Source organism: Alistipes ihumii AP11 (assembly GCF_025144665.1).
Classification (GTDB): domain Bacteria; phylum Bacteroidota; class Bacteroidia; order Bacteroidales; family Rikenellaceae; genus Alistipes_A; species Alistipes_A ihumii.
Window position 1 is genome coordinate 755,990 of record NZ_CP102294.1, and the last position, 19,822, is coordinate 775,811.

Annotated in this window: 15 protein-coding genes; 7 read left to right on the forward strand and 8 right to left on the reverse strand. The window is 60.3% G+C overall.

The features are described 5' to 3' along the window. Positions 1-167 precede the first annotated feature (167 nt). Positions 168-2,948 carry a M16 family metallopeptidase gene (locus NQ491_RS03045; RefSeq protein ID WP_259800695.1) on the reverse strand — a complete coding sequence of 927 codons (2,781 nt, stop codon included), beginning with the start codon at positions 2,946-2,948 and terminating at the stop codon, positions 168-170. 413 nt (positions 2,949-3,361) lie between these two features. On the opposite strand from NQ491_RS03045, the gene prmC reads away from it, so the two are divergent. From prmC to NQ491_RS03070, 5 genes are all read left to right on the forward strand, one after another. Beyond that, positions 3,362-4,201: a peptide chain release factor N(5)-glutamine methyltransferase gene (gene prmC, locus NQ491_RS03050; protein WP_019244797.1), complete on the forward strand. Its 840-nt coding sequence runs from the start codon at positions 3,362-3,364 to the stop codon at positions 4,199-4,201. Beyond that, positions 4,192-4,677: a regulatory protein RecX gene (locus NQ491_RS03055; protein WP_019244796.1), complete on the forward strand. Its 486-nt coding sequence runs from the start codon at positions 4,192-4,194 to the stop codon at positions 4,675-4,677. Before prmC ends, NQ491_RS03055 begins: the two co-directional genes overlap by 10 nt. A gap of 23 nt (positions 4,678-4,700) precedes the next feature. Further along, positions 4,701-6,611: a M23 family metallopeptidase gene (locus tag NQ491_RS03060; RefSeq protein WP_157365648.1), complete on the forward strand. Its 1,911-nt coding sequence runs from the start codon at positions 4,701-4,703 to the stop codon at positions 6,609-6,611. A 370-nt stretch (positions 6,612-6,981) separates the two neighbouring features. Then, positions 6,982-7,671, forward strand: a complete 690-nt coding sequence (locus NQ491_RS03065) for an HAD family hydrolase (RefSeq protein WP_019244794.1) — start codon at positions 6,982-6,984, stop codon at positions 7,669-7,671. Positions 7,672-7,894: 223 nt separating this feature from the next. After that, positions 7,895-8,287, forward strand: a complete 393-nt coding sequence (locus NQ491_RS03070) for a putative signal transducing protein (RefSeq protein WP_019244793.1) — start codon at positions 7,895-7,897, stop codon at positions 8,285-8,287. A gap of 449 nt (positions 8,288-8,736) precedes the next feature. On the opposite strand, the gene NQ491_RS03075 is transcribed toward NQ491_RS03070, so the two are convergent. The 6 genes from NQ491_RS03075 to NQ491_RS03100 are packed head-to-tail and all read right to left on the reverse strand — an operon-like array spanning position 8,737 to position 14,556. Next, positions 8,737-9,744 (reverse strand): glycosyltransferase family 2 protein, encoded by a 1,008-nt coding sequence (locus NQ491_RS03075; protein WP_019244792.1) that lies wholly within the window; start codon positions 9,742-9,744, stop codon positions 8,737-8,739. After that, entirely contained in the window at positions 9,741-10,682 is a 942-nt protein-coding gene (locus NQ491_RS03080) for a lysophospholipid acyltransferase family protein (protein WP_019244791.1), read from the reverse strand. The genes NQ491_RS03075 and NQ491_RS03080 overlap by 4 nt, the downstream gene beginning before the upstream one ends. After that, positions 10,679-11,464 carry an inositol monophosphatase family protein gene (locus NQ491_RS03085; RefSeq protein WP_019244790.1) on the reverse strand — a complete coding sequence of 262 codons (786 nt, stop codon included), beginning with the start codon at positions 11,462-11,464 and terminating at the stop codon, positions 10,679-10,681. The genes NQ491_RS03080 and NQ491_RS03085 overlap by 4 nt, the downstream gene beginning before the upstream one ends. Positions 11,465-11,468: 4 nt before the next feature. After that, a complete protein-coding gene (locus NQ491_RS03090) occupies positions 11,469-12,812 on the reverse strand; it encodes a TIGR00341 family protein (RefSeq protein WP_019244789.1) in 1,344 nt (447 codons plus the stop codon). Beyond that, positions 12,809-13,552, reverse strand: a complete 744-nt coding sequence (gene rsmI / locus NQ491_RS03095; RefSeq protein ID WP_019244788.1) for a 16S rRNA (cytidine(1402)-2'-O)-methyltransferase — start codon at positions 13,550-13,552, stop codon at positions 12,809-12,811. Before rsmI ends, NQ491_RS03090 begins: the two co-directional genes overlap by 4 nt. A gap of 8 nt (positions 13,553-13,560) precedes the next feature. Beyond that, a complete protein-coding gene (locus tag NQ491_RS03100; RefSeq protein ID WP_019244787.1) occupies positions 13,561-14,556 on the reverse strand; it encodes a hypothetical protein in 996 nt (331 codons plus the stop codon). 365 nt (positions 14,557-14,921) lie between these two features. Between NQ491_RS03100 and NQ491_RS03105 the strand changes: the two genes are divergently transcribed. Both NQ491_RS03105 and NQ491_RS03110 read left to right on the forward strand, forming a co-directional pair. Continuing rightward, on the forward strand, positions 14,922-15,842 hold the full coding sequence (locus NQ491_RS03105) for an NYN domain-containing protein (RefSeq protein WP_019244786.1): 921 nt from the start codon (positions 14,922-14,924) through the stop codon (positions 15,840-15,842). Positions 15,843-15,923: 81 nt separating this feature from the next. Next, positions 15,924-18,263 carry an alpha-L-rhamnosidase-related protein gene (locus NQ491_RS03110; RefSeq protein ID WP_019244785.1) on the forward strand — a complete coding sequence of 780 codons (2,340 nt, stop codon included), beginning with the start codon at positions 15,924-15,926 and terminating at the stop codon, positions 18,261-18,263. 638 nt (positions 18,264-18,901) lie between these two features. Here the strand turns inward: NQ491_RS03110 and NQ491_RS03115 are convergent. After that, complete coding sequence (locus tag NQ491_RS03115; protein ID WP_081587376.1) at positions 18,902-19,768, reverse strand: glycosyltransferase; 867 nt, start codon at positions 19,766-19,768, stop codon at positions 18,902-18,904. Between the last annotated feature and the right edge of the window lie 54 nt (positions 19,769-19,822).

Below are 19,822 nucleotides of genomic sequence, written 5' to 3' on the forward strand. Positions count from 1 at the left end.
GCGGGGCAACGGAATACCGGACCATGCGCTGCCTTGCACGACTCCGCCACATGAAAGACGACGGAGACGGAGACGGAGACGGAGATACGAAAGGGGAGGCTCGCGCCTCCCCTTTCGTATCTTGACGTTCCTCGGCTCTCCGACGAACACGTCGGATCGGCCGGCACTTATTTCACAGGTCTTCCTTGGCTGTCTACCACGACCAGATCGCCCAGACCGAGCGAGCGCACGCCGGCCAATTGCGTCTTGGCGTCGCCCACGATGACGATCGTCATCCGGTCGAAATCGATATACTGCCCGATCACCTGTTTGGCCTCGTCGAGAGTCATATCCTTAAGCGTCTGCTCGTTGCGCTTGACGTAATCGTCAGCCAAGCCGTAAAGGGCGATCTTGCGCAACATAGCCAGTTGGGCCGCCGGCGTCTCGAACGATCCGTTCATCGTGCGCAACAGCGCCTGACGGGTCCGGTCCAGAAACTCCTGCGAGTAATCCGCGCCGTACGAGGAAAGAATATCGCGGAACAGAGCGACCGACTCTTCGGTCACGATCGCCTGAACGCTCGAAAGAGCTTGGAAATTGTTGTAGTAATTGCCCTGCACGAAATGGGAATACGCCCCGTAGGTATAGCCGTGCTGCAAGCGCAGGATCTCGAACAGCAGGCTGCCCGAGGAGGCACCCAGCTTATCGTTGACGATTACGGCCGGATAGGCCTCGGGACTGCGCATCGGCATGGCCTTGGAACCGATCAGCACATAGGACTGGCGCGCTCCGGGATAATCGACGAAGAGAACCTTGCCCGCAGGCTCCGTGCCGTCTTCGCCGATCTCGGGCTGACGGACGTCCTTGGCCGGCCAGTTCCCGGTCAGCGACGCGAGCGACTTCTCCACCTCGGACTGAGTGAAACCTCCCACGAAGCTCATGCGCGCGACTTTCGGGCTGAAGCACTCGTCATAGAAAGCCTTCAGATCGTCGAGCGTGATCGACTGAAGCGACGCTTCCGTGCCGCTCGGATTCTCGGACAAGACGCTGCCCGCGCCGTAAAGCGCCTGGTCGAAAACGCTCTGAGCGATCGCCTCCGGTTCGGTCGCGCGCTGGCGGACGTTATCGATCGCCCGCTCCTTGACTACGGCGAACGACTGCTCGTCCCAACGCGGATGGAGCAGCATCTCCTCGACCAGCTCCATCGCCCGGGCGAAATTCTTTTTCAGGCAAAGGCCGCTGAGCGTCATCGACTCGCGGCTGCATGCGACCCGGATCGAGGCGCCGAGCTGTCCGATCGCCTCCTCGAGCTGCTCGGGCGTCTTCGAGGCCGTTCCCTCGTTCAGCATCTGCGCGGTCAGATAAGCGACGCCCACCTTGCCGGGAGCATCGAGTAGCATGCCCTGATTCAACTCGATCGAGAAGTTCACCAGCGGCAGCTCGCCGTACTCGATTCCCTTGATTTGCATTCCGTTGGACAGAGTCGAGCTCCAGACAGCAGGTACGCTGAGTTCGGGCGTATTGGCCATCAGGGCGGGCTCGACGCTGCGGTCGATCTGCGAGGGAGTCTTCTCGTACGGGTCGTCGACGATCTGTCCGCCCTCGGAGCTCATCTGCTGGTCGTCGATCGACTCCTGCTCGACCTGAGCCGGCACGGAACCGGTCACGGCCAAAGCGGACTGTCCCTCGGGATAGATGCTGACCGACAGGAACGGACGCCCCTTAACGTACTTCTCGTACACGCGCATCACGTCGTCGACAGTCACTTCGCGGTACTTGTCCAACTCCCGCAGCGAACGGTCGGGCGCGCCGCCGAACACGTTGTCGCGCGCCATGGAAATCGCCTTGCCGTTGGTAGAAGTCAGCCGGTTATACGTACGCGTTTCCTCCTGATTCTTGTAACGCTCGAGGTCTTTCGGATCGATCCCCTCCTTTTCGAAGCGGGCGAGCGCCTCGTCGAACGCAGCCTGCACGTCGTCGAGCTTCACGCCGGGGAAGGTTTTGGCATCGAAAACGATCAGTCCCGCCACTTCCAGCTGATAGCTGAACATCTCGACCTCGGGCGCGAGCTTGCGCTCCTCGACGAGCACCTTGTACAGCGGCGACTTCTTATCGCCGGCCAGCAGGTTCGTGAGAAAATCGAGCGCATAGCCGTCTTCGTTATAGGTTTCGACCCCGGGATAGGCAAGCAACAGCATCGGCGCGTTGCAGAAGACATCTTCGTACGAAATCTTCTTCGTCGAGTCGAGCGTCACGTTCTGCACCTGCGGAGCCTCGGGCTTGCCTCGGTCGGGTATTTCGCCGAAATACTTTTCGATCAGTTTTTTGGCCTCTGCCTTGTCGAAATCGCCCGCTACGACGAGCGTCGCATTGCTGGTCGTGTAATATTTGTCGTAAAACTCCTTGACGTCATCGACCGTCGCGCTGCGCAGATCGGGAATTTCCCCGATCACGGTCCAGCTATACGGATGTCCCTGCGGAAACAGGTTCTTGAATGTCAGATCCCACGCCAGACCGTAAGGCACGTTCTCGCCCTGACGTTTTTCGTTCGACACGACGTCGATCTCGCGTTTGAGCCCGCCCTCGGTCACCGTATTGATGAAATAGCCCATACGGTCGGACTCCATCCACAGCACCTTCTCCAGCGCATCGCGCGGCACGGTCTCGAAATAGACGGTACCGTCGTTGCTCGTGCCGCCGTTGAAAGTGCCGCCGAGCGCGTCTATTTTCTGGAAAAAGGCGTTGCGCGGCAGGTTCTCGGAACGCTGGAAGAGCATATGCTCGAAAAAGTGCGCGAAACCCGTCTTGCCCGGTTTCTCGCGGTTGCTGCCCACATGGTACTGGATAGCCACGGAAACGACCGGATCGGAGGTATCCTGGTGCAATACGACCTCGAGACCGTTGGGCAGCCGGTACTTCTCGTACTCGAGAGAAGCGCGGTCGTCTGTTCCGCTCGCACAACTACTCATGCCGAAAACGGTTAGGGTGAGAAACGGAAACAAAGAAAGCTTTTTCATAGATTCTATCGGTTATTGACTTCATACATTGAAAATTATTGACTTCGGACCACAGGGATGCAATCCGTAATTCGACAAAGTTAACCATTATCCGGCACAATCAGGCAAAAAATCGCGCAATACCGTTTCAAATGCAGTAAGGCGGGCACGAAAAAATTCCATGCGAAATCGGGCCGGTCTCGGGCACGGAGGTGACGGGCACAGCGCAAACCGGCAAGAAAAAGGAGTTTCGGCTTCCAGTTTCATTCGCTACATACTGGAGGATAATTCGTAGGATTCGGCCCGGAAATTTTCCGGAAAAACGAATTTTTTCTCCTCAATTGCTCCCGCCTTTGCTTATATTTGTCGTCAAAGAGCCATTCGAAATGACCCGGCGCGAAATATGGGATACGGTGTACGGCGCGGCCGCGGCGGCTTACGAGCCGAGGGAGGCGCGGGCCGTCGCGGCGCTCGTGTGCGAGGACCGGCTCGGGCTGCGATTCACGGACGTGATCGTCGAGCCCGACGCGCCCTGTCCGCTGCGCGACGATCTGCAACGCCTCGCTTTCGAGATCGGGTCGTACCGCCCGGCCCAGTACATAGCCGGATTCTGCCGCTTTTGCGGCAGGAAGTTTTCCCTCGAGGAGGGCGTGCTGATCCCCCGTCCCGAAACCGAGGAGCTCGTCCGGACGATCGTCGAGCGGCACAGGAGCGACAGCGGCCTGCGTATTCTCGACATCGGAACGGGCAGCGGCTGCATAGCCGTGACGCTGGCGGCCGAGCTGCCGGATGCGCGGGTGACGGCCGTCGACATATCCGATACGGCGCTGCGCATCGCCCGACGAAATGCGGAGCGCCACCGGCAGACGGTCCGCTTCGAGCGGCGCGACATCCTGACCGGCCCGCCCGAGGGAGAGTTCGATCTGATCGTCAGCAATCCACCTTATGTGACGGAGTCCGAGAAGAGGCAGATGAGCCCGAACGTGCTGCGATACGAGCCGCACCGGGCGCTGTTCGTGCCCGACGACGATCCGCTGTTGTTCTACCGGGCAATCGCCGGTCTCGGCCGGCGGCTGTTCGCACCCGGAGGGACGGTTTATTTCGAGATCAACGAGCGGTTCGGCACTCAAACCGTCGAATTGCTCGAAAACGAGGGCTACCGCGAAATCGTCCTGTCGAAGGACTTTTTCGGAAAGCCCAGAACGGTCAGCGCGCGATGGAAGTGAAACGGACCAAAACGCCCGAACAGGCTCTGCGGGCCCTGATGAACGTCTGCGCCAAGAGCGAGCGGGCGATCTCGGACGTCCGGCGATCGCTGACACGGTGGGGAGTAGCCCCCGAGCAGCATCAGCCGATTATCGACCGGCTCGTCAGGGAACGGTTCATCGACGAGGCACGCTATGCCGAGGCATACGTCCGGGAAAAACTGAACCTGAGCCGCTGGGGCGTCCGCAAGATCAGAGCCGCGCTGAAAGCCAAGCGGATTCCGGAGCAGACGATCGACGAGGCGCTCGCCCAAGCCGACCCGCAAAAACTGGGCACGAAGCTCGAGGAGTCGCTGCGGCGCAAGATGCAGGGTACCCGTGCCGTCTCCGACTATCAGATGCGCGGCAAACTGCTGCGCTACGGCGCGGGCCTCGGATTCGACTACGACGAAGTGAGCGACGCGATCGACAGATTGATGCGCGAAAGGGAAAAATGACGATCAACAAGGAAAAACGCCATATGAAAAGGAAAATTGTTGTTCTGCTGCCATTGGCTGCGGCCGCTGCTCTCTGCACGGCATGGATCGCCTCGAGCGGTACGGACGAACCGCTTCCGTCGGAGCGGACGGTACGGACGAGCTCGGAAGCACGGACCGGAGAAGACAAACCGAGCGAATTTTCCGAGTCCTCGCCCGCCCCGTCCGCAAGCGCGGCAAACGAAGCGAGCAGAGTCGAGCCGGCCGCCGTTTCAGGACAAGCGACGGCGCCAAGCGGACAGGCGATCGGCTACGCTTCGCCGCTGAATATTCCGCTGCGGCTGTCGGCCAACTACGGCGAACTGCGCGGAGGCCATTTCCACGCGGGGATCGACATCAAGACGCAGGGCGTGATCGGCAAGCCCGTCTTCGCCATGGACGACGGCTATGTCTCGCGCATCAACGTCTCGCCGGGCGGATTCGGCAAGGCGCTCTACATCACGCACCCCGACGGACGGATGACGGTATACGGCCACTTGGAGCGCTTCACCGAGCCGATCGAAGCCTACGTCCATGAGCTGCAATACGCCCGCAAAACGTTCGCCCTCGACTTCGCCCCGCCCGAGACGCGTTTCCCGGTCAAACGCGGCGAGCGCATCGGGCTGTCAGGCAACCGGGGTTCGTCGGGAGGACCGCACCTGCATCTGGAAGTGCGCGAAGGAGCGGCGCAGAGACCGCTGAACGTACTGGCGCGCGGATTCCTGAAAGTGCCCGACACGATCCCGCCCGTCGTCAAGAAGCTTTACTACGTATCCGTCGATACGGTCCAGGGCATTCCCCTGCACACCGTACGGCTGAGCCTTCCCGTCGGCCGGACGGCCTCGGGCGGATACGCGCTGCCCGATACGGTCCCCCTGCCCGTCACGGCGAACGGATACTTCGCCGTCGAGGCCGAGGAGAAAAAGAACGGTACGAGCAACCCGATGGGCATTTACGAGGCCGAAGTGTCGAAAGACGGGGAACCTTGCTTCTCGATGACGGTCGACCGGATCGGCTTCGAGTTGGGCCGCTACTCGTACGCCGTCGCGCTTTACCCCGAATCGCGCGGCACGCGCAACGGAGTGTACCGCCTTTGCGCCCTGCCCAACAATCCGCTGCCGATCTACGGCAAGGACGCTCGCAGGGGCATGCTCTCATTCGAGGAGGGACGCACGCACAGAATGGAAATCACGCTCGGCGACGACTGCAAAAACCGCTCGACGCTCGCGTTCGACGTCCGCCTCGCGTCGGCGGACGGAACGGACGAGGAACAAGACAGGCCCTCGGGCATCCCGGTGCGCTGGAACAGCGACTACCGCTACGGAGGCGAGGGTCTTTGGTTCGCCATTCCCCGGGGAGCGCTCTACGAATCGATTCTGCTGCGCATGCAAACCAAACCCCGACCCGCCTACGGATACTCTCCGCTGTATACGGTCCACACGCCGGACGTGCCGCTGCACAAGAGCATCCGGGTCAGCATCGACGCATCGGAGCTGCCCGAGCATCTGCAAAGCAAGGCCCTGATCGGCTCGATAGGCGCCGACGGACGGCGCAGCTCGGCCGGCGGCTTGTGGAAAGAGGGCAAGGTGAGCACCGACACCCGCTCTTTCGGAACGTTCTACATAGCCGTCGACACCGTTCCGCCCCGCATAGCTCCCGCCTTCAAGGCCGACGCCGACTTCGGGTCGCGGGAAACGATCGCTGTGAAAATAAGCGACGACTTCTCGGGCATCGGCTCCTACTCGGCCACGATCGACGGCCAGTGGGCCCTGTTCGAGCTCGACGCCAAAACAGGGACGCTGACGCACTATTTCGACGACAAGCGCTGGGAGAAGGGCAAGACCCACGAACTGGTGCTGACCGTGACGGACAACAAGGGAAACCGGGCCGTCTACAAAAAGAGCTACAGGCGGTAGCCGCGCGACGGCAGGCAAATGCCGCGGAAACGTCCGCCTCGTCGCAACGGACGAAAAGAAACAGCGGCGACTCCCGGTTCCGCCGAGCCGGAGGCGAAGCCGTCCGGCTCGGCGGACGGGAAGTCGGAACCGGCCCGGCAGGCTAATATCCGGTCAAGCCGCTTGCCAAGCGGTCCGGATACGGACCGGAACGAACGCCGGGAAACTTCCGGGCCATATTCCGCGACGGTCCGGTCGTGACGACGGATCGGGTTCGCCGCCTTTCGCGACGCCGGCGGTACGGAAACGATCTTACGCTTTCAGGAAACAGGCGAAATCTTTCCGCCGACAGGAATCCCGACCGAGAAAACCGATAAAAAACCGAAAGGTCATGGCATACGACGGAATCATTTTCGACTTCAACGGAACGCTGTTCTTCGACTCCGACAAGCAAGAGCAGGCATGGCATACCGTATCGCGACAACTACGCGGAAAAGGTTTTACCTCCGAAGAAATGTACGAGCGGGTACACGGACGCTCGTCGCGCTCGATCTTCGAATACCTGCTCCGGAAACCGCTGACCCAAGAGCAGGTCTGGGAACTGATCGAACGCAAGGAAACGATCTACCGCGAACTCTGCCTGCAGGACGAGGAGCGCTTCCGTCTGGCTCCCGGAGCCGCCGAACTGCTGGACTGGCTCTGCGAGCACGACATCCCGCATACGATCGCAACGGCTTCGGAAATACGCAATGTACGGTTCTTCAGGGAGCATTTCGGGTTGGACCGCTGGTTCGATCCGAGGCGAATCGTCTACGACGACGGCACGTTTTCAGGCAAGCCGGCGCCGGATATCTACCTCCGGGCCGCCGAACGGATCGGGTTGTCCCCTTCCCGGTGCATCGTGGCCGAGGACGCCCGTTCGGGTATCGAAGCGGCACGGAGAGCCGGCGCCGGCATGATCGTCGCCGTCGCCTCGACCATGGACCGCGGGACGGTAGGCCGGATCGAAGGCGTGGACGTCGTGATCGACCGCTTCGACCGACTCGACCGGAATCTGTTCGTTCAATATCCGAAAGCATAGTTCCCTCCGGAAAAACGTCGTCGCGACCGGAAAATGCTGCCGAGTCCGCTTGCAAGTCTGTCTTGTTTTCACTATCTTGCGGATAAACAGAGTAAAAACGCGCGGTCGACAACCGAAAAACCGGTCCGTCACGGACGGACGGCAGGCGTATGCCTTACGAAACGGGAACGGCCGGAATCAAGGAACGCGGGGCCGCGCGAATCGTCCTTAAAAACCTTACACGATGAAAACGGTCAAGGAATGCGGCAACCTGTTCGAAGCTCAGGTCGTCAGGCAAAGACTCGAAAGCGAACGGATACAAGCTTTCGTCCTGAACGAGAACTCCAACGACTACGTGCCGTTCGCCGGGGCTATTCCGTCGCTGGCCGTACAGGTCGTCGTAGCAGACGACGACTACGAGAGGGCCCGCGACCTGTTGGCCGAAGAAACGGCCTCGGAGCGACCGGTAGTCTGTCCCGAATGCGGGTCGCAGGACGTGCGTTCGGAAGTGGGAGAAACCCGTCTGAAACGTTTCGGCGCCTATCTGCTCGCCGGCCTCGGCGCACTGGGAAACGGCTCGGCAGGCAACATCCGCCGGTATTTCCGATGCAACCGGTGCGGAACGCCGTTCCATTAGCTCACTCTGCTCGTCCGACGGAAAACGGTTTCAACTTCACGCCCGAAATGCACGGCAATCCGCAGAAGGACTGCTCGGCTTTTTCTTGCGATCAGACGTTCCGGTTTGTGGCTGCGTTCCGGACACATGGCCAGAAGCACCCGGACGCTGTGAAAAACCGGCAGAGACCCCGGCCCGACATCGTCTTATCCGAAATTCCGATTATCTTGCATTTCCGACCAAGCGTTGCCGGTCCGGCAACGGGAGAATCGCCGACGCGCTTCCGGACGGCTCCGCGACGGATTCCCCGTTTCAGAACTTCCATTTCGAAGAGAGCGAGCAGGTAACGTAATCGTATCCGGAGCCGAAGTCCGTTCGCAAAGCGGCGAGCGACCGCTTCCGGCAAAAGCTCCGGCAAACGAAATACGGAGAGGAACGCCCGCGAGATGCGGCGCCCCGTGCGCCGGCCGTCACATCATATGACCGAAACGACGACGGCCCAGCGCATGCCGCAACACGATGCTGCCGCGGAATATCCAGCGCGAGCTGGCCACGCGGCCGCGCTGAATCGCGCGCCGCTTCCGATGAAGCGAGCCGCGGCGACGGTGGAAGTCCATATGAGCGCGGAATACCTGTCTGAAAAAATCGGGACGCCCCTGAACCAGAAAAACGAGAGCGGCCGCGCCGTCGAGCGCCATCCGGGCGAACAGCACCGGCCAGAACGACAGCGGGGAGAGGTTCTTGAACAGCATGCACAGATTGTTGCGGAAGTTCAGATAGATCTTCTGCGGACTGTTGTTCGGCAGCGTGCCGCCCCCGACATGCAGCACGCAACTACGGGGCTCGACCCGTACCGCATAACCGGCCAGCTGGGCCCTCCAGCAGAAATCGATCTCCTCCATGTGGGCGAAGAAATCGCCGTCGAACCCTCCCAGCGAGCGAAACACGTCGGCTCGGACGGCCATGCAGGCGCCCGATGCCCAGAACACCTCGCGCGGATCGTCGTACTGTCCCTTGTCGGACTCGATCGAATCGAGTATGCGGCCGCGACAGAAAGGATAGCCCAGAAAATCGATGAACCCGCCGGCCGCACCGGCATACTCGAACTTGTCCGGCTCGCCGAACGAGCGGATTTTCGGAGACACGGCGGCGACCGACCCGTCGCCGTCGAGCGTGCGGACCAGCGGATCGAGCCACCCCTCGGTCACTTCGACATCGGAATTGAGCAGTACGAAATACTCGGCGTTCAGCCCGGCGAGCGCCCGGTTGTATCCCTCCGCATAGCCGTAGTTGCGGTCGAGCCGCAACAATTCGACCTGAGGATAACGACGCTCGAGGAAACGGACCGAATCGTCGGTCGAGCCGTTGTCGGCCACGACGATCCCCGCGCCCGGCGTGCGCGAAACGAGGGAGGGAAGAAAGCGCTCCAGATAATCGCGCCCGTTCCAGTTCAGTATGACGATTTTTACTCGGGTCATGCTTCCGGGATATTATGCGTTTCCGTATCGCGGGAATGGCGCATGTCGTAATCCGCGGGCTTTTTGTGCTTCCAGCGACGATGCGACCACATCCACAACTCGGGCGACTCGCGGATCATCGCCTCGAGCAACGCGATATAACGTTCGGTTATCTGATGCTCGGCCACCGGCTCTACTCCGTCGTAAACGAGTTTGAACTCGGCTTCGTAATGCCGGGGAGCCACCTTGCGCACGTGCATGAAATAAACGGGCATTTTCAATTTCAGGGCCATCTTCTCGATGCCCGAGAAGAAAGGAGTGTCCTGCTCGAGGAAACGGTACCAATGCTTGATCTCGTGCCAAGGAGGAGTCTGGTCGGCGATCAGCGCGACGATTACGGGCTTCCCGCCCGAGAGCCGGGCGGCGATCGTCTCCTTGAAGATGTCGTTCATCGGTACCGGCTGGGTCCCGAAGCGCGATCGGGCCGAGTGATAGAAACGATCCACCACGGCATTGTGCAGCGGCCGGTATACGGCGAACACGCGGTGGTCGGTATGACAGACGTAATTGATCGTCAGCTCCCAGCTTCCGAAGTGCGACATGGCCGAAATCCAGCTGCGGCCGCGCATCAGCTCTTCCTGCTTTTCCACATCGCGGTAAACCATGCGCTCGAGTATCTCCCGCCGGGAAATCGAGCCCAGCAGAATCGTGTCGATAAACACCTCGGACAGATGCCGGTAGAATCTGCGCTCGATGTCGCGCAGCTCTTCCCTGCTCTTTTCGGGGAAAGCGTTCGCCAGATTGGTCCGCACGACGCTCACCCGGTAGCGGACGACCCGGTGAAGCACCCAGCAGACCATCGGCGCGAACCCGCGATAAAGCAGCCCGCGGGGAAGCCACCCGGCCACCCGACTGACCCCCCACAGCAGCCGATACTGTATCCGCTCGCTCGACGTCATTTGACCTGCTTTTGAAATTCGTCGTACACGGCCGGCGTAGCCGCGATGATCCGCCGGCCGTACAAATAGCCGTTCCCTCCGCCGTAGTCGGTCACCCGCGCCCCGGCCTGCATAGCGACCAAGGCCCCCGCCGCGACATCCCATGGCGACAGGCCCTCATGGAAGAAAGCGTCGAAGCGACCGCAGGCCACGTAGGCCAGATCGGCAGCCGCCGACCCCAGACGGCGCACGCCGTTGGTCGTATTCTGAAAGCGTATGAGACTATCGATAAAGCCGTCCGTCTTTGAAACCGCCCCGTAGGCGAATCCTATGGCAATCAGCGAGTTTTCCAGCCGGTCGGTCTGCGAGACAACGATCCGCTCACCGTTCAGATAGGCATACGAGCCGCGCCAGGCATAGAACATCTCGTCGCGGGTCACCTCGTATACGACTCCGACGACCGGCTCGTCCTCTTCGGTCAACGCGATACTGACGCAATAGGGCGAAAGCCCGTGCACGAAATTGGTCGTCCCGTCGAGCGGATCGACGATCCATTTGAGACGGCTCGCCCCACCGGCGGCGGAGACGGTTCCCTCTTCGGTTACGAACTCCGCCTCGGGAACCAGGGCCTTCAGACGTTCGACAAGCGTCCGTTCGGTCTGCTTATCGACATACGACACCAGATTCTGGGCCCCTTTGAATTCCACGTCCGAAAACGTAAAACGCTCGCGCTGCCGGGCGATATAGGCTCCCGCCTCGCGGGCCAGCTCGCACACATCCAGACAAACCGCTCTGTAATCCATCGCTCTATTCGATATAAAGTTTCAAACTGTCGGTCCGGGTCCTCGCACGGAGCCACGTCTCGATCTTCGCGCGCTCGGCAGCCGGGAGCCGCCCGTCGGTACGGACCACGCACAATACGAGCGTATCGGCCGAAGAACCGTAACGAATCGTCTTCGACAGCGACACCTCGCGCAGGGAAGGCACCAGCGCGCGCATCTCGCGCGCGATGTCGGCCGAGGGCAGCGTATCGGTCGCATAAGCGGACAACTTCCGCTCCAACTCGCCGATGCGGCGGTTCTTCTCGGCGATCAGCTCGCGGTATCCGCTTTGCAGGGAGACCAGATCGACGTGATCGTCCTCGCCATTCTGCCGGACGATCAGCTTCGCTTGCGACAGGCCGTAACCGGCCATTTGCAGTCGGGCGCTCTCGATCGCCTCCTTCGAGACGGGTTCGCCGATCATAAACACCTCGATCGAGGAGCTGTCGGAATCGAAATGCGTGTGGAAATCGATCGCCTTGGCCTTCGGAAACTGAAACACGTTCGACACGTAGCGCTGAGCATTCGTTTCGAAAAAACTGCGTTTGACGATACGGTAGCCGATCACGACGCTCGGCACGATCGTCACCAGAACGATCAGCAGCATCGAGCGGCGGACACGCGCCTCGCGGCCCTTGTCGAGAAACTCCTTCTTGCGATATTTCAGGAAGCGGACGACGACGAAAGTAGCGATCGCTATGAAGACCGTATTGATGAAAAAGAGATAGAAAGCGCCGAGAAAATAATTCAGCTGGAGCGTGGCCAGTCCGTAACCGGCCGTACACAACGGCGGCATCAGCGCCGTTGCGATCGCCACGCCGGGAATCACGGTCGAAGTCCGGTCTCGCCGCGACTGGGCGACGATACCCGCCAGTCCGCCGAAGAAAGCGATCAGCACGTCGTAAGTCGTCGGAACCGTGCGCGCCAGCAACTCGCTCTGCGCTCCGCTCAGCGGCGAAACGACGAAATAGAGCGTCGAGGTCAGAATGCTCACGAGCACCATGAAGCCGAAATTGCGCACCGAACGCTTCAGCAGGTCGAAATCGTTGATGCCGACCGACAGTCCCATGCCCATGATCGGGCCCATCAGCGGCGAAATGAGCATCGCGCCGATGATGACGGCCGTCGAGTTGACATTCAGGCCCAAGGAAGCCACGAACGTCGCAAATATCAGCACCCAGAGATTCGTGCCGCGAAAATCGACCCCGCGACAGATATTGTCCACCACCTCGTCCTGCAGGGCGCTGTCCTCCCCCAGATCGAAACGGTCCCTGAGAAAACGCCTCAGCGAGTCGAACGGAGATCCGGAAGCGTTATTTCTGGTCATCATAATCCCATGGAATTAATGTCGGCGGAATCCCGCCCCGACGCCGCCGGTCCGTCGGCACCCGCCTCGCGGCGAGGACGTCCTCCGAGCACGACGACGATTTCGCCTTTAGGCTCGTGCGCGGCGAAATGGGCCGCCACCTCGGCGAGCGTACCCCGCACCGTCTGCTCGAACTTTTTGGTCAGCTCGCGCGACACCGAAACCGGACGTTCGGGTCCGAAAACCCCGGCGAACTGCTCGAGCGTCTTCGTCAGACGGTAAGGCGACTCGTAGAAAATCATCGTACGCTCTTCGTCGGCGAGTTGCAGCAAGCGCTTCGTCCGCCCTTTCTTGGCCGGCAGAAAACCCTCGAAACAAAAACGATCGCACGGGAAGCCGCTGTCCACAAGCGCCGGCACGAAAGCCGTAGCGCCCGGCAGCGTCTCGATTTCGATCCCGTGCTCGAGGCAAGTTCTCACGAGCAGAAAACCGGGATCGGAAATACCCGGCGTGCCGGCATCCGACACCAACGCGACCGCCTCGCCCGACTCGATGGTACGGGCAACGGCCTCGACGGCCGAATGCTCGTTGAACTTATGGTGACTCCACATCCTCTTCTCGATCCCCAGATGTCTGAGCAGCACCTGTGTGGTCCGCGTATCCTCGGCCAGAATCAGGTCCACGTCCGAAAGCACCCTCACGGCGCGCAGCGTAATATCGTCCAAGTTGCCGATCGGCGTGGGCACCACATAGAGCTTCGACATGGTTCCTCTCAGCTAAGTTTGCGCTCGAGCAAATCGACCAACAGCTGCACTCCCTCGCTGTCGGGGTCCCACTCGAAATTTTCCTGCATGTAAAGCAGCGCATCGTCCAAGTCGGTAAAGCTGTCGAGCCGTTCGATCGTCGCCGAATAGGCGGCGGCATCGCCTCCGAACAAATTGCGGATCAGCATGAAACGGTCGTTGACGCCGATATGCTGGCGCAGCTCCCCGCGTATCCCCTGCTGAATTTTCGATGCGACGTCCGCATGGAGGGTCTGCTTGCCGAGCACTTCGTTCATAGCCGTCGCTCCGCTGCCGGCAAGCACCTCGCCGAGCACTTTCTTGCTCGTACCGCCATCCGGCACGGCCGTATGAGACGAAATCCCTTCCGGCTCGGAGACAGTCGGCAGACCGGCCGCTTCCTCGTGTTTGCGATAAGAAGCCGAAACGGGATAAGGCGAAGCGGCGGGAACATCCCCGTACAGAGACAGAATGACCCGTTTGTCAACCCGGTGACGAGTGACAGGCTCGTCGTCGAACAGCTTTTGCTCGACGGAATCCTCCCCGTCCGGCAGCGCTTCGGCCGCAGCGGTCGCGCAACCGTCCTGCGGCGCCTCCGCAGTTTCGGCACAAGCGCCGGCCGGTATCTCGGCGACCGCTTCCGGCACGTCACCGGCCGTTGCCGCAGGGATTTCCTTCTCCGCATGCCCTTCCCCGGCGGCAGCGAACCCTACGTCGCAGGAAGGCTCCTCCTGCGCACTCTCCGACGGCGCGTCCGGACCCGGCCGTCCGGCCGTCGGAACGGAAGCCTCTCCTTGCACGGCGGCATGCGACTCGGAGACCCCGCAAGCGGGAACCGGTTCCGAAAGCAGAATCGTTTCATACAGTCCCCTGAGCTTTTCCAGCACCAAGTCCCGTTCGAGAGCTCCGGCCGGTCCGGCCGCGCTCCAGCTTTTTATCAGGGCGCGAAGGCGCTCCACGTCGTCGATCAGTTTCTGTACATCCATAGATATTCCGTCAAATTCCCATCAGTCCGTTTCCGTACCGCCGCCGAAGCGAGACGCCCGTTCGCCGCGCGCCCGTCGTATCCGCCAGCGGCCGAAATATACGAACAAAATTTTTTCAAAGTTAGAATTTATACGGGATTAATACAAATTCCGGGAGACGGCCCGTTCGGCCCGCTCCGTTCCCGAATTTCGGCCGGAAAGCCCCGGGAAAGCAAAAAAGCAACCGTTCGATACAAAAAACACAAGAAAAAATTGCATTTTATACCCGAATTGCATACTTTTGGAAAACAAATCGACGGTTCCGGCGCACAGCGAACGACCGGAATTTTTGTAAACTTATACAATAAAACAACTTATCCAATACTATGAATTCACCCTGTGGATCATGTAGAATCGGAGTATTTTACGACGGAAATTTTCTGCTGCACGCATCGAACTACTACAACTATATCCATCCGGTAAAAAGGCGGCTGAGTCTGGGCGGACTGCATAATTTCATCCGCCACCGCGTGGCCGAGGAGGAAGGCATCGAGCCCTCGAAATGCCAGATCGCCCAAGCGCACTATTTCAGAGGGCGGCTCAATGCGGCCGAGGCGGCCCAGCGGGGGAACCAGCTGTACAACGACCGGGTGTTCGACGATATCCTGATGTCGGAAGGGATTCAGCCCCACTACCTGCCGCTGAGAAATCTGCAAGGGAAAAAGGAAGAGCGAGGAATCGACGTATGGCTTTCGCTGGAAGCCTACGAACTGGCGATGACCGGCCGCATCGACACGGTCGTGCTGATCGTCTCGGATACCGACTACACCCCGCTGATGCGGAAACTCACGGGGTTGGGACTGCGGATCATGCTGCTCAGTTGGGAATTCGAGTATGTCAACGACGACGGCGTGAAGATGGTCACCAAGACCTCGCACGAATTGCTCTCGCTGGCCACCTATCCGGTCGCCATGCACGACGTGATCAACTACGGCGTACAACAGAACAACCCGCTGATCAGCGAAATGTTCGTCGCGCCCGACCCGTCGCGCCAAGCCCGCGAGCAGACGTTCGAAACGAGCGAGATATTGAGCCTCAAGAACGGTTTCGGCTTCATCAAGTACCCGAACAACAACCTGTTTTTCCACTATCAGGACGTCGTCGGGGAGTTCGCGGACCTCAACGTAGGCGATCCGGTCGAATTCACGATCGAGCAGAACCAACAGAAGCAGGACGTCGCCAAGAACGTCCGCAAGTTGCTCCCGTCGGAGATCAAGAAGATAGCCAAAAAGGGAGCCGGCCTTTAACCGATACGACGAAGAATGATCCGGGAACCGCTTTCCGGATCATTTTTCATTAGCGACGAACTACCAAACCCTAATTGCCGTATGAAACTCAAACCTTTTCTGACGATCCTTTGCCTGAGCGCCCTGCTGTGGAGCTCGGACCGTGCGGTCGCAGCGTTGCCCGACCGCGCGGAGCGGCCATGGAAAGCCCGCTGGATCAGCTCGGGCACGACGCCCGAACAACCCAATACATGGCTCAACTACCGCTACACGGCCGATCTGCCCGCCCTGCCCTCCTCGGTCGTCGCCCGCATCGGAGCGGACAGCAAGTACTGGCTTTGGGTGAACGGCCGGCTGATCGTATTCGAGGGAGGTCTCAAAAGAGGCCCCAATCCGCAGGATACCTACTACGACGAGGTGGAGCTGGCTCCTTACCTGGTCAAGGGGAAGAACACGATCGCCGTGCTGCTGTGGTATTTCGGCAAGCCGTCGTTCTCGCACAACGACAGCGGCAAGGCCGGTCTGATCTTCGACTGCCAGACGGCCGATTTCGACATTCTGAGCGACGAGACTTGGAAGTGCGAGACGAATGCCGCCTACGGAACCTGCGACAAGCCGGACCCCAACTTCCGCCTGGCCGAGTCGAACATCCGCTACGACGGGCGCAAAAGCGACGACGCATGGTACATGCCTTCGTTCGACGACCGCGACATGACCCGGGCGGTCGACAACGGACCGGCCGGATGCCGGCCTTGGAACAAGCTGGTCAAGCGCCCGATCCCGCTGTGGAAGATCGGCGAGTTGCGCGACTACGCCTCGCAGAGACGCAGCGGCGACTCGATCATCTGCACGCTGCCCTATAACGCTCAGATCACACCGTACATCAAGCTGAAGGCGCATGCCGGCGACACGGTGAAGATCATGTCGGACAACTACCTCGTCTACAACGGCGGCGACAACTACCTGCGCTGCGAATACATCGCCCGCGAAGGTCTTCAAAGCTACGAGAACCTGGGTTGGACGAACGGGCACAAGATCTATTACGTGCTGCCCAAAGGGGCCGAAGCCGTCGAGCTGAAGTTCCGTGAGACGGGCTACGACACGGAGTTTACCGGCGAATTCGAGTGCTCGGACCCGCTGTACAACAAATTCTGGAAAAAAGCGCTCCGCACGCTCTACCTCACGATGCGCGACACCTATATGGACTGCCCCGACCGCGAACGCTCGCAATGGACGGGCGACGCCGTCAACGAATCGGGCGAAGCGTTTTACGTGCTGTCCGAGTCGGCCGCGCTGCTGACGCGCAAATGGCTGCACGACCTGGCAGGATGGCAGAAGACCGACGGCGTGATCTACGCCCCCGTTCCCTCGTCGAACTGGGACAAGGAGTTGCCCGGACAGGTCATGGCCTCGCTCGGATTCTACGGACTGTGGAACTACTACTGGTACACCGGCGACCGGCAGACGCTCGCCGACGTTTATCCGGCCGTGCAACGCTACATAGCTCTTTGGAAAAAAGGGAACAAAGGGACCATGCTGCTGCGCGAGGGAGGCTGGAATTGGGGTGACTGGGGCACCGACATCGACATCGTTCCGCTCCAGAACTGCTGGTACTACCTGATGCTCAAAGGCATGCGCAATACGGCGCAAATATTGGGCAAGAAAGAAGACGCCAAACGTTACGCCGAACAGATGAGCGCGCTCAAGCAGGCTTTCAACGCCCACTTCTGGACCGGCAGCGAGTACCGCGACCCGCAATACGAGGATGCCACGGACGACCGCATCCATGCGCTGGCCGTCGTATCGGGACTGGCCGACCGGGACAAGTATCCGGCCATTCTGGAGGTCTTCCGCACGCAGGAACACGCCAGTCCCTACATGGAAAAATATGTACTCGAGGCCATGCTGCAAATGGGTCACGGAGCCGAAGGGCTCGCGCGGCATAACCGCCGGTTCTCGAAAATGGTCGAGGACGACCGCTTCACGACGCTGTTCGAGGGCTGGGGCATCGGAGCGGAAGGCTTCGGAGGCGGCTCGGTCAACCATGCATGGAGCGGAGGCGGGCTGACGATCGCCTCGCAATATATCTGCGGTATCCGCCCGCTGGAAACGGCCTACGCCAAGATCGGCATCCTGCCTATACCGGCCGGACTCGACTCGGCCCGGACATCGGTTCTGACACCGGTCGGGCGCGTAGTCTCGTCATTCGAGTACACGCCTTACCTGTTCGCGCTCGACGCCGAGCTGCCCGCCGGGTCGCGCGGCGTGATCGGAGCTCCGAAACAGGGCGTCCGGGAGATCAAGATCAACGGCGTCACCGTCTGGAAAAACGGACGGGCCGTCCGCAACAAGGTAGCCCGTCTGAGCGCGAAGCAACCCAGCGACCAGCACCTGAGTTTCGACGTGCGGGGCGGATCGTACAGGCTGATCGCCGTCCAATAGGACCCGCCCGGTCGTATTCGTCAGGCGGAGGCCATGCAGGGATGAACGGATTCCGGAAATGTTCCGACCGCGAACCGGGACGCCGGAAATTACAAACGGCGAGTCTGCGAATGAAAATAATCGGCGCACGACACTTGCCATACGAGCGCGGCAAGCTTTCAGGAAAGGCTTGCCGCGCTTTTCGTTTCAACGGCGAGCGGTTTTTCCGGACACATCAGGCTCGGAGCGCCCGCCCCGACCGGCGCAAAGCACTTTCTCCGCAAGCTGCGATATGCACGGCACCGGGAACCGAGACCGCTGGTATCCCCCAGTACCGGCGGGCCCTGCCGGAACCGTTCCGACAGTTACGCTCCGCCATGCATCCAGCGAATCGCCCTGTACGAAAGCGCATGGGCATCCTATGTGAAAAGTATAAAAACCTGCCTGTGCCGAAGTCCATCCGAATCGGCCGAGAATCGCCGCCAAGAAAGAACCGCCGAAAAACCAAAGAAATCGAAAGAAACAACCGGAAACGATCGGGAATCCTCATCATATACCGGCATATCCGCCGCAAAACGATCGGGAAAGCCCGCAAAGCTTCTGAAAACGGTCGAAACGGTCGAAACGGTCGGAACGACAAAAGCAGGCCGGAAGGCAGCCTACCCATGCCGCAAACGCCGCCGGCAAAGGATCAGCGCATAGTGCAAAGCATGCCGGAGCAGCCGCAAATCGGTACGTCCCGTCCGGTAGCGCCGGTACATGCTCCAGGCGAAAGGCACGTAGGCGCTCCGCCCTTTGGAAAGAACCCTTTTATAAAACTTATAGGCCGCGAAAGTTTCCGTCTCCCGCACCTCGCGCGGACTCATCGGCACGACGGTCAGCGGCAGGCAGCCGTCCCATCTGCGCTGGAACAGCAAGACATTCCGGTACCGGTCATCGTCGTACGATCCGACCGACCCGTGTTCCCCGAACACGCTGTGGCAGATATAATTGGCATAGCGACGGGCTATGCGGACGCAGAAATCGACGTCGTACAAATGGAAGTCGCGAAAGAGTTCCTCGTCGAAAGGATGTTCGCGCCAGACCGCCTTGGGCACGATCAGGCACTGGCCGTCCACCTGAACGACCGGCGAGAAGTCGGCCTCTCCGGCCCTGCTCTCCAAGCGGACCACACGCTCGCCGATATGCTGGTAGAGACTGGCCCGTTCATAGCGACTCAATCCCCCCATTAGCGAAGGCGACCGCGTCTTGAGCGCATACCCGAAGAACCCGATCACGCCCGCTCCCGGCGTAGCCCGATAAAAATCGACGATCGTGCGGGCCCACGAGGCGGTCCTGAACGAGAAGTCCTCGTGCAGAAAGCACAGGTAGTCACTCCTGGCCTGGGATGCATAATGGTTGTAGGTTTCGCACCGTCCCCAACCCCCTTCCCGATTGTCGTGAATGAAAATTTCGGGATCGATCCCCGCACCCCGGCGGATATTCAGTTCGGCCCGCCGGCTCCGATCCGGATCGACAGAGCATATGACAAAAGGTTATCATCGGACGAATGCTCGTCGCCCGCTCGTCGGACGACGGGC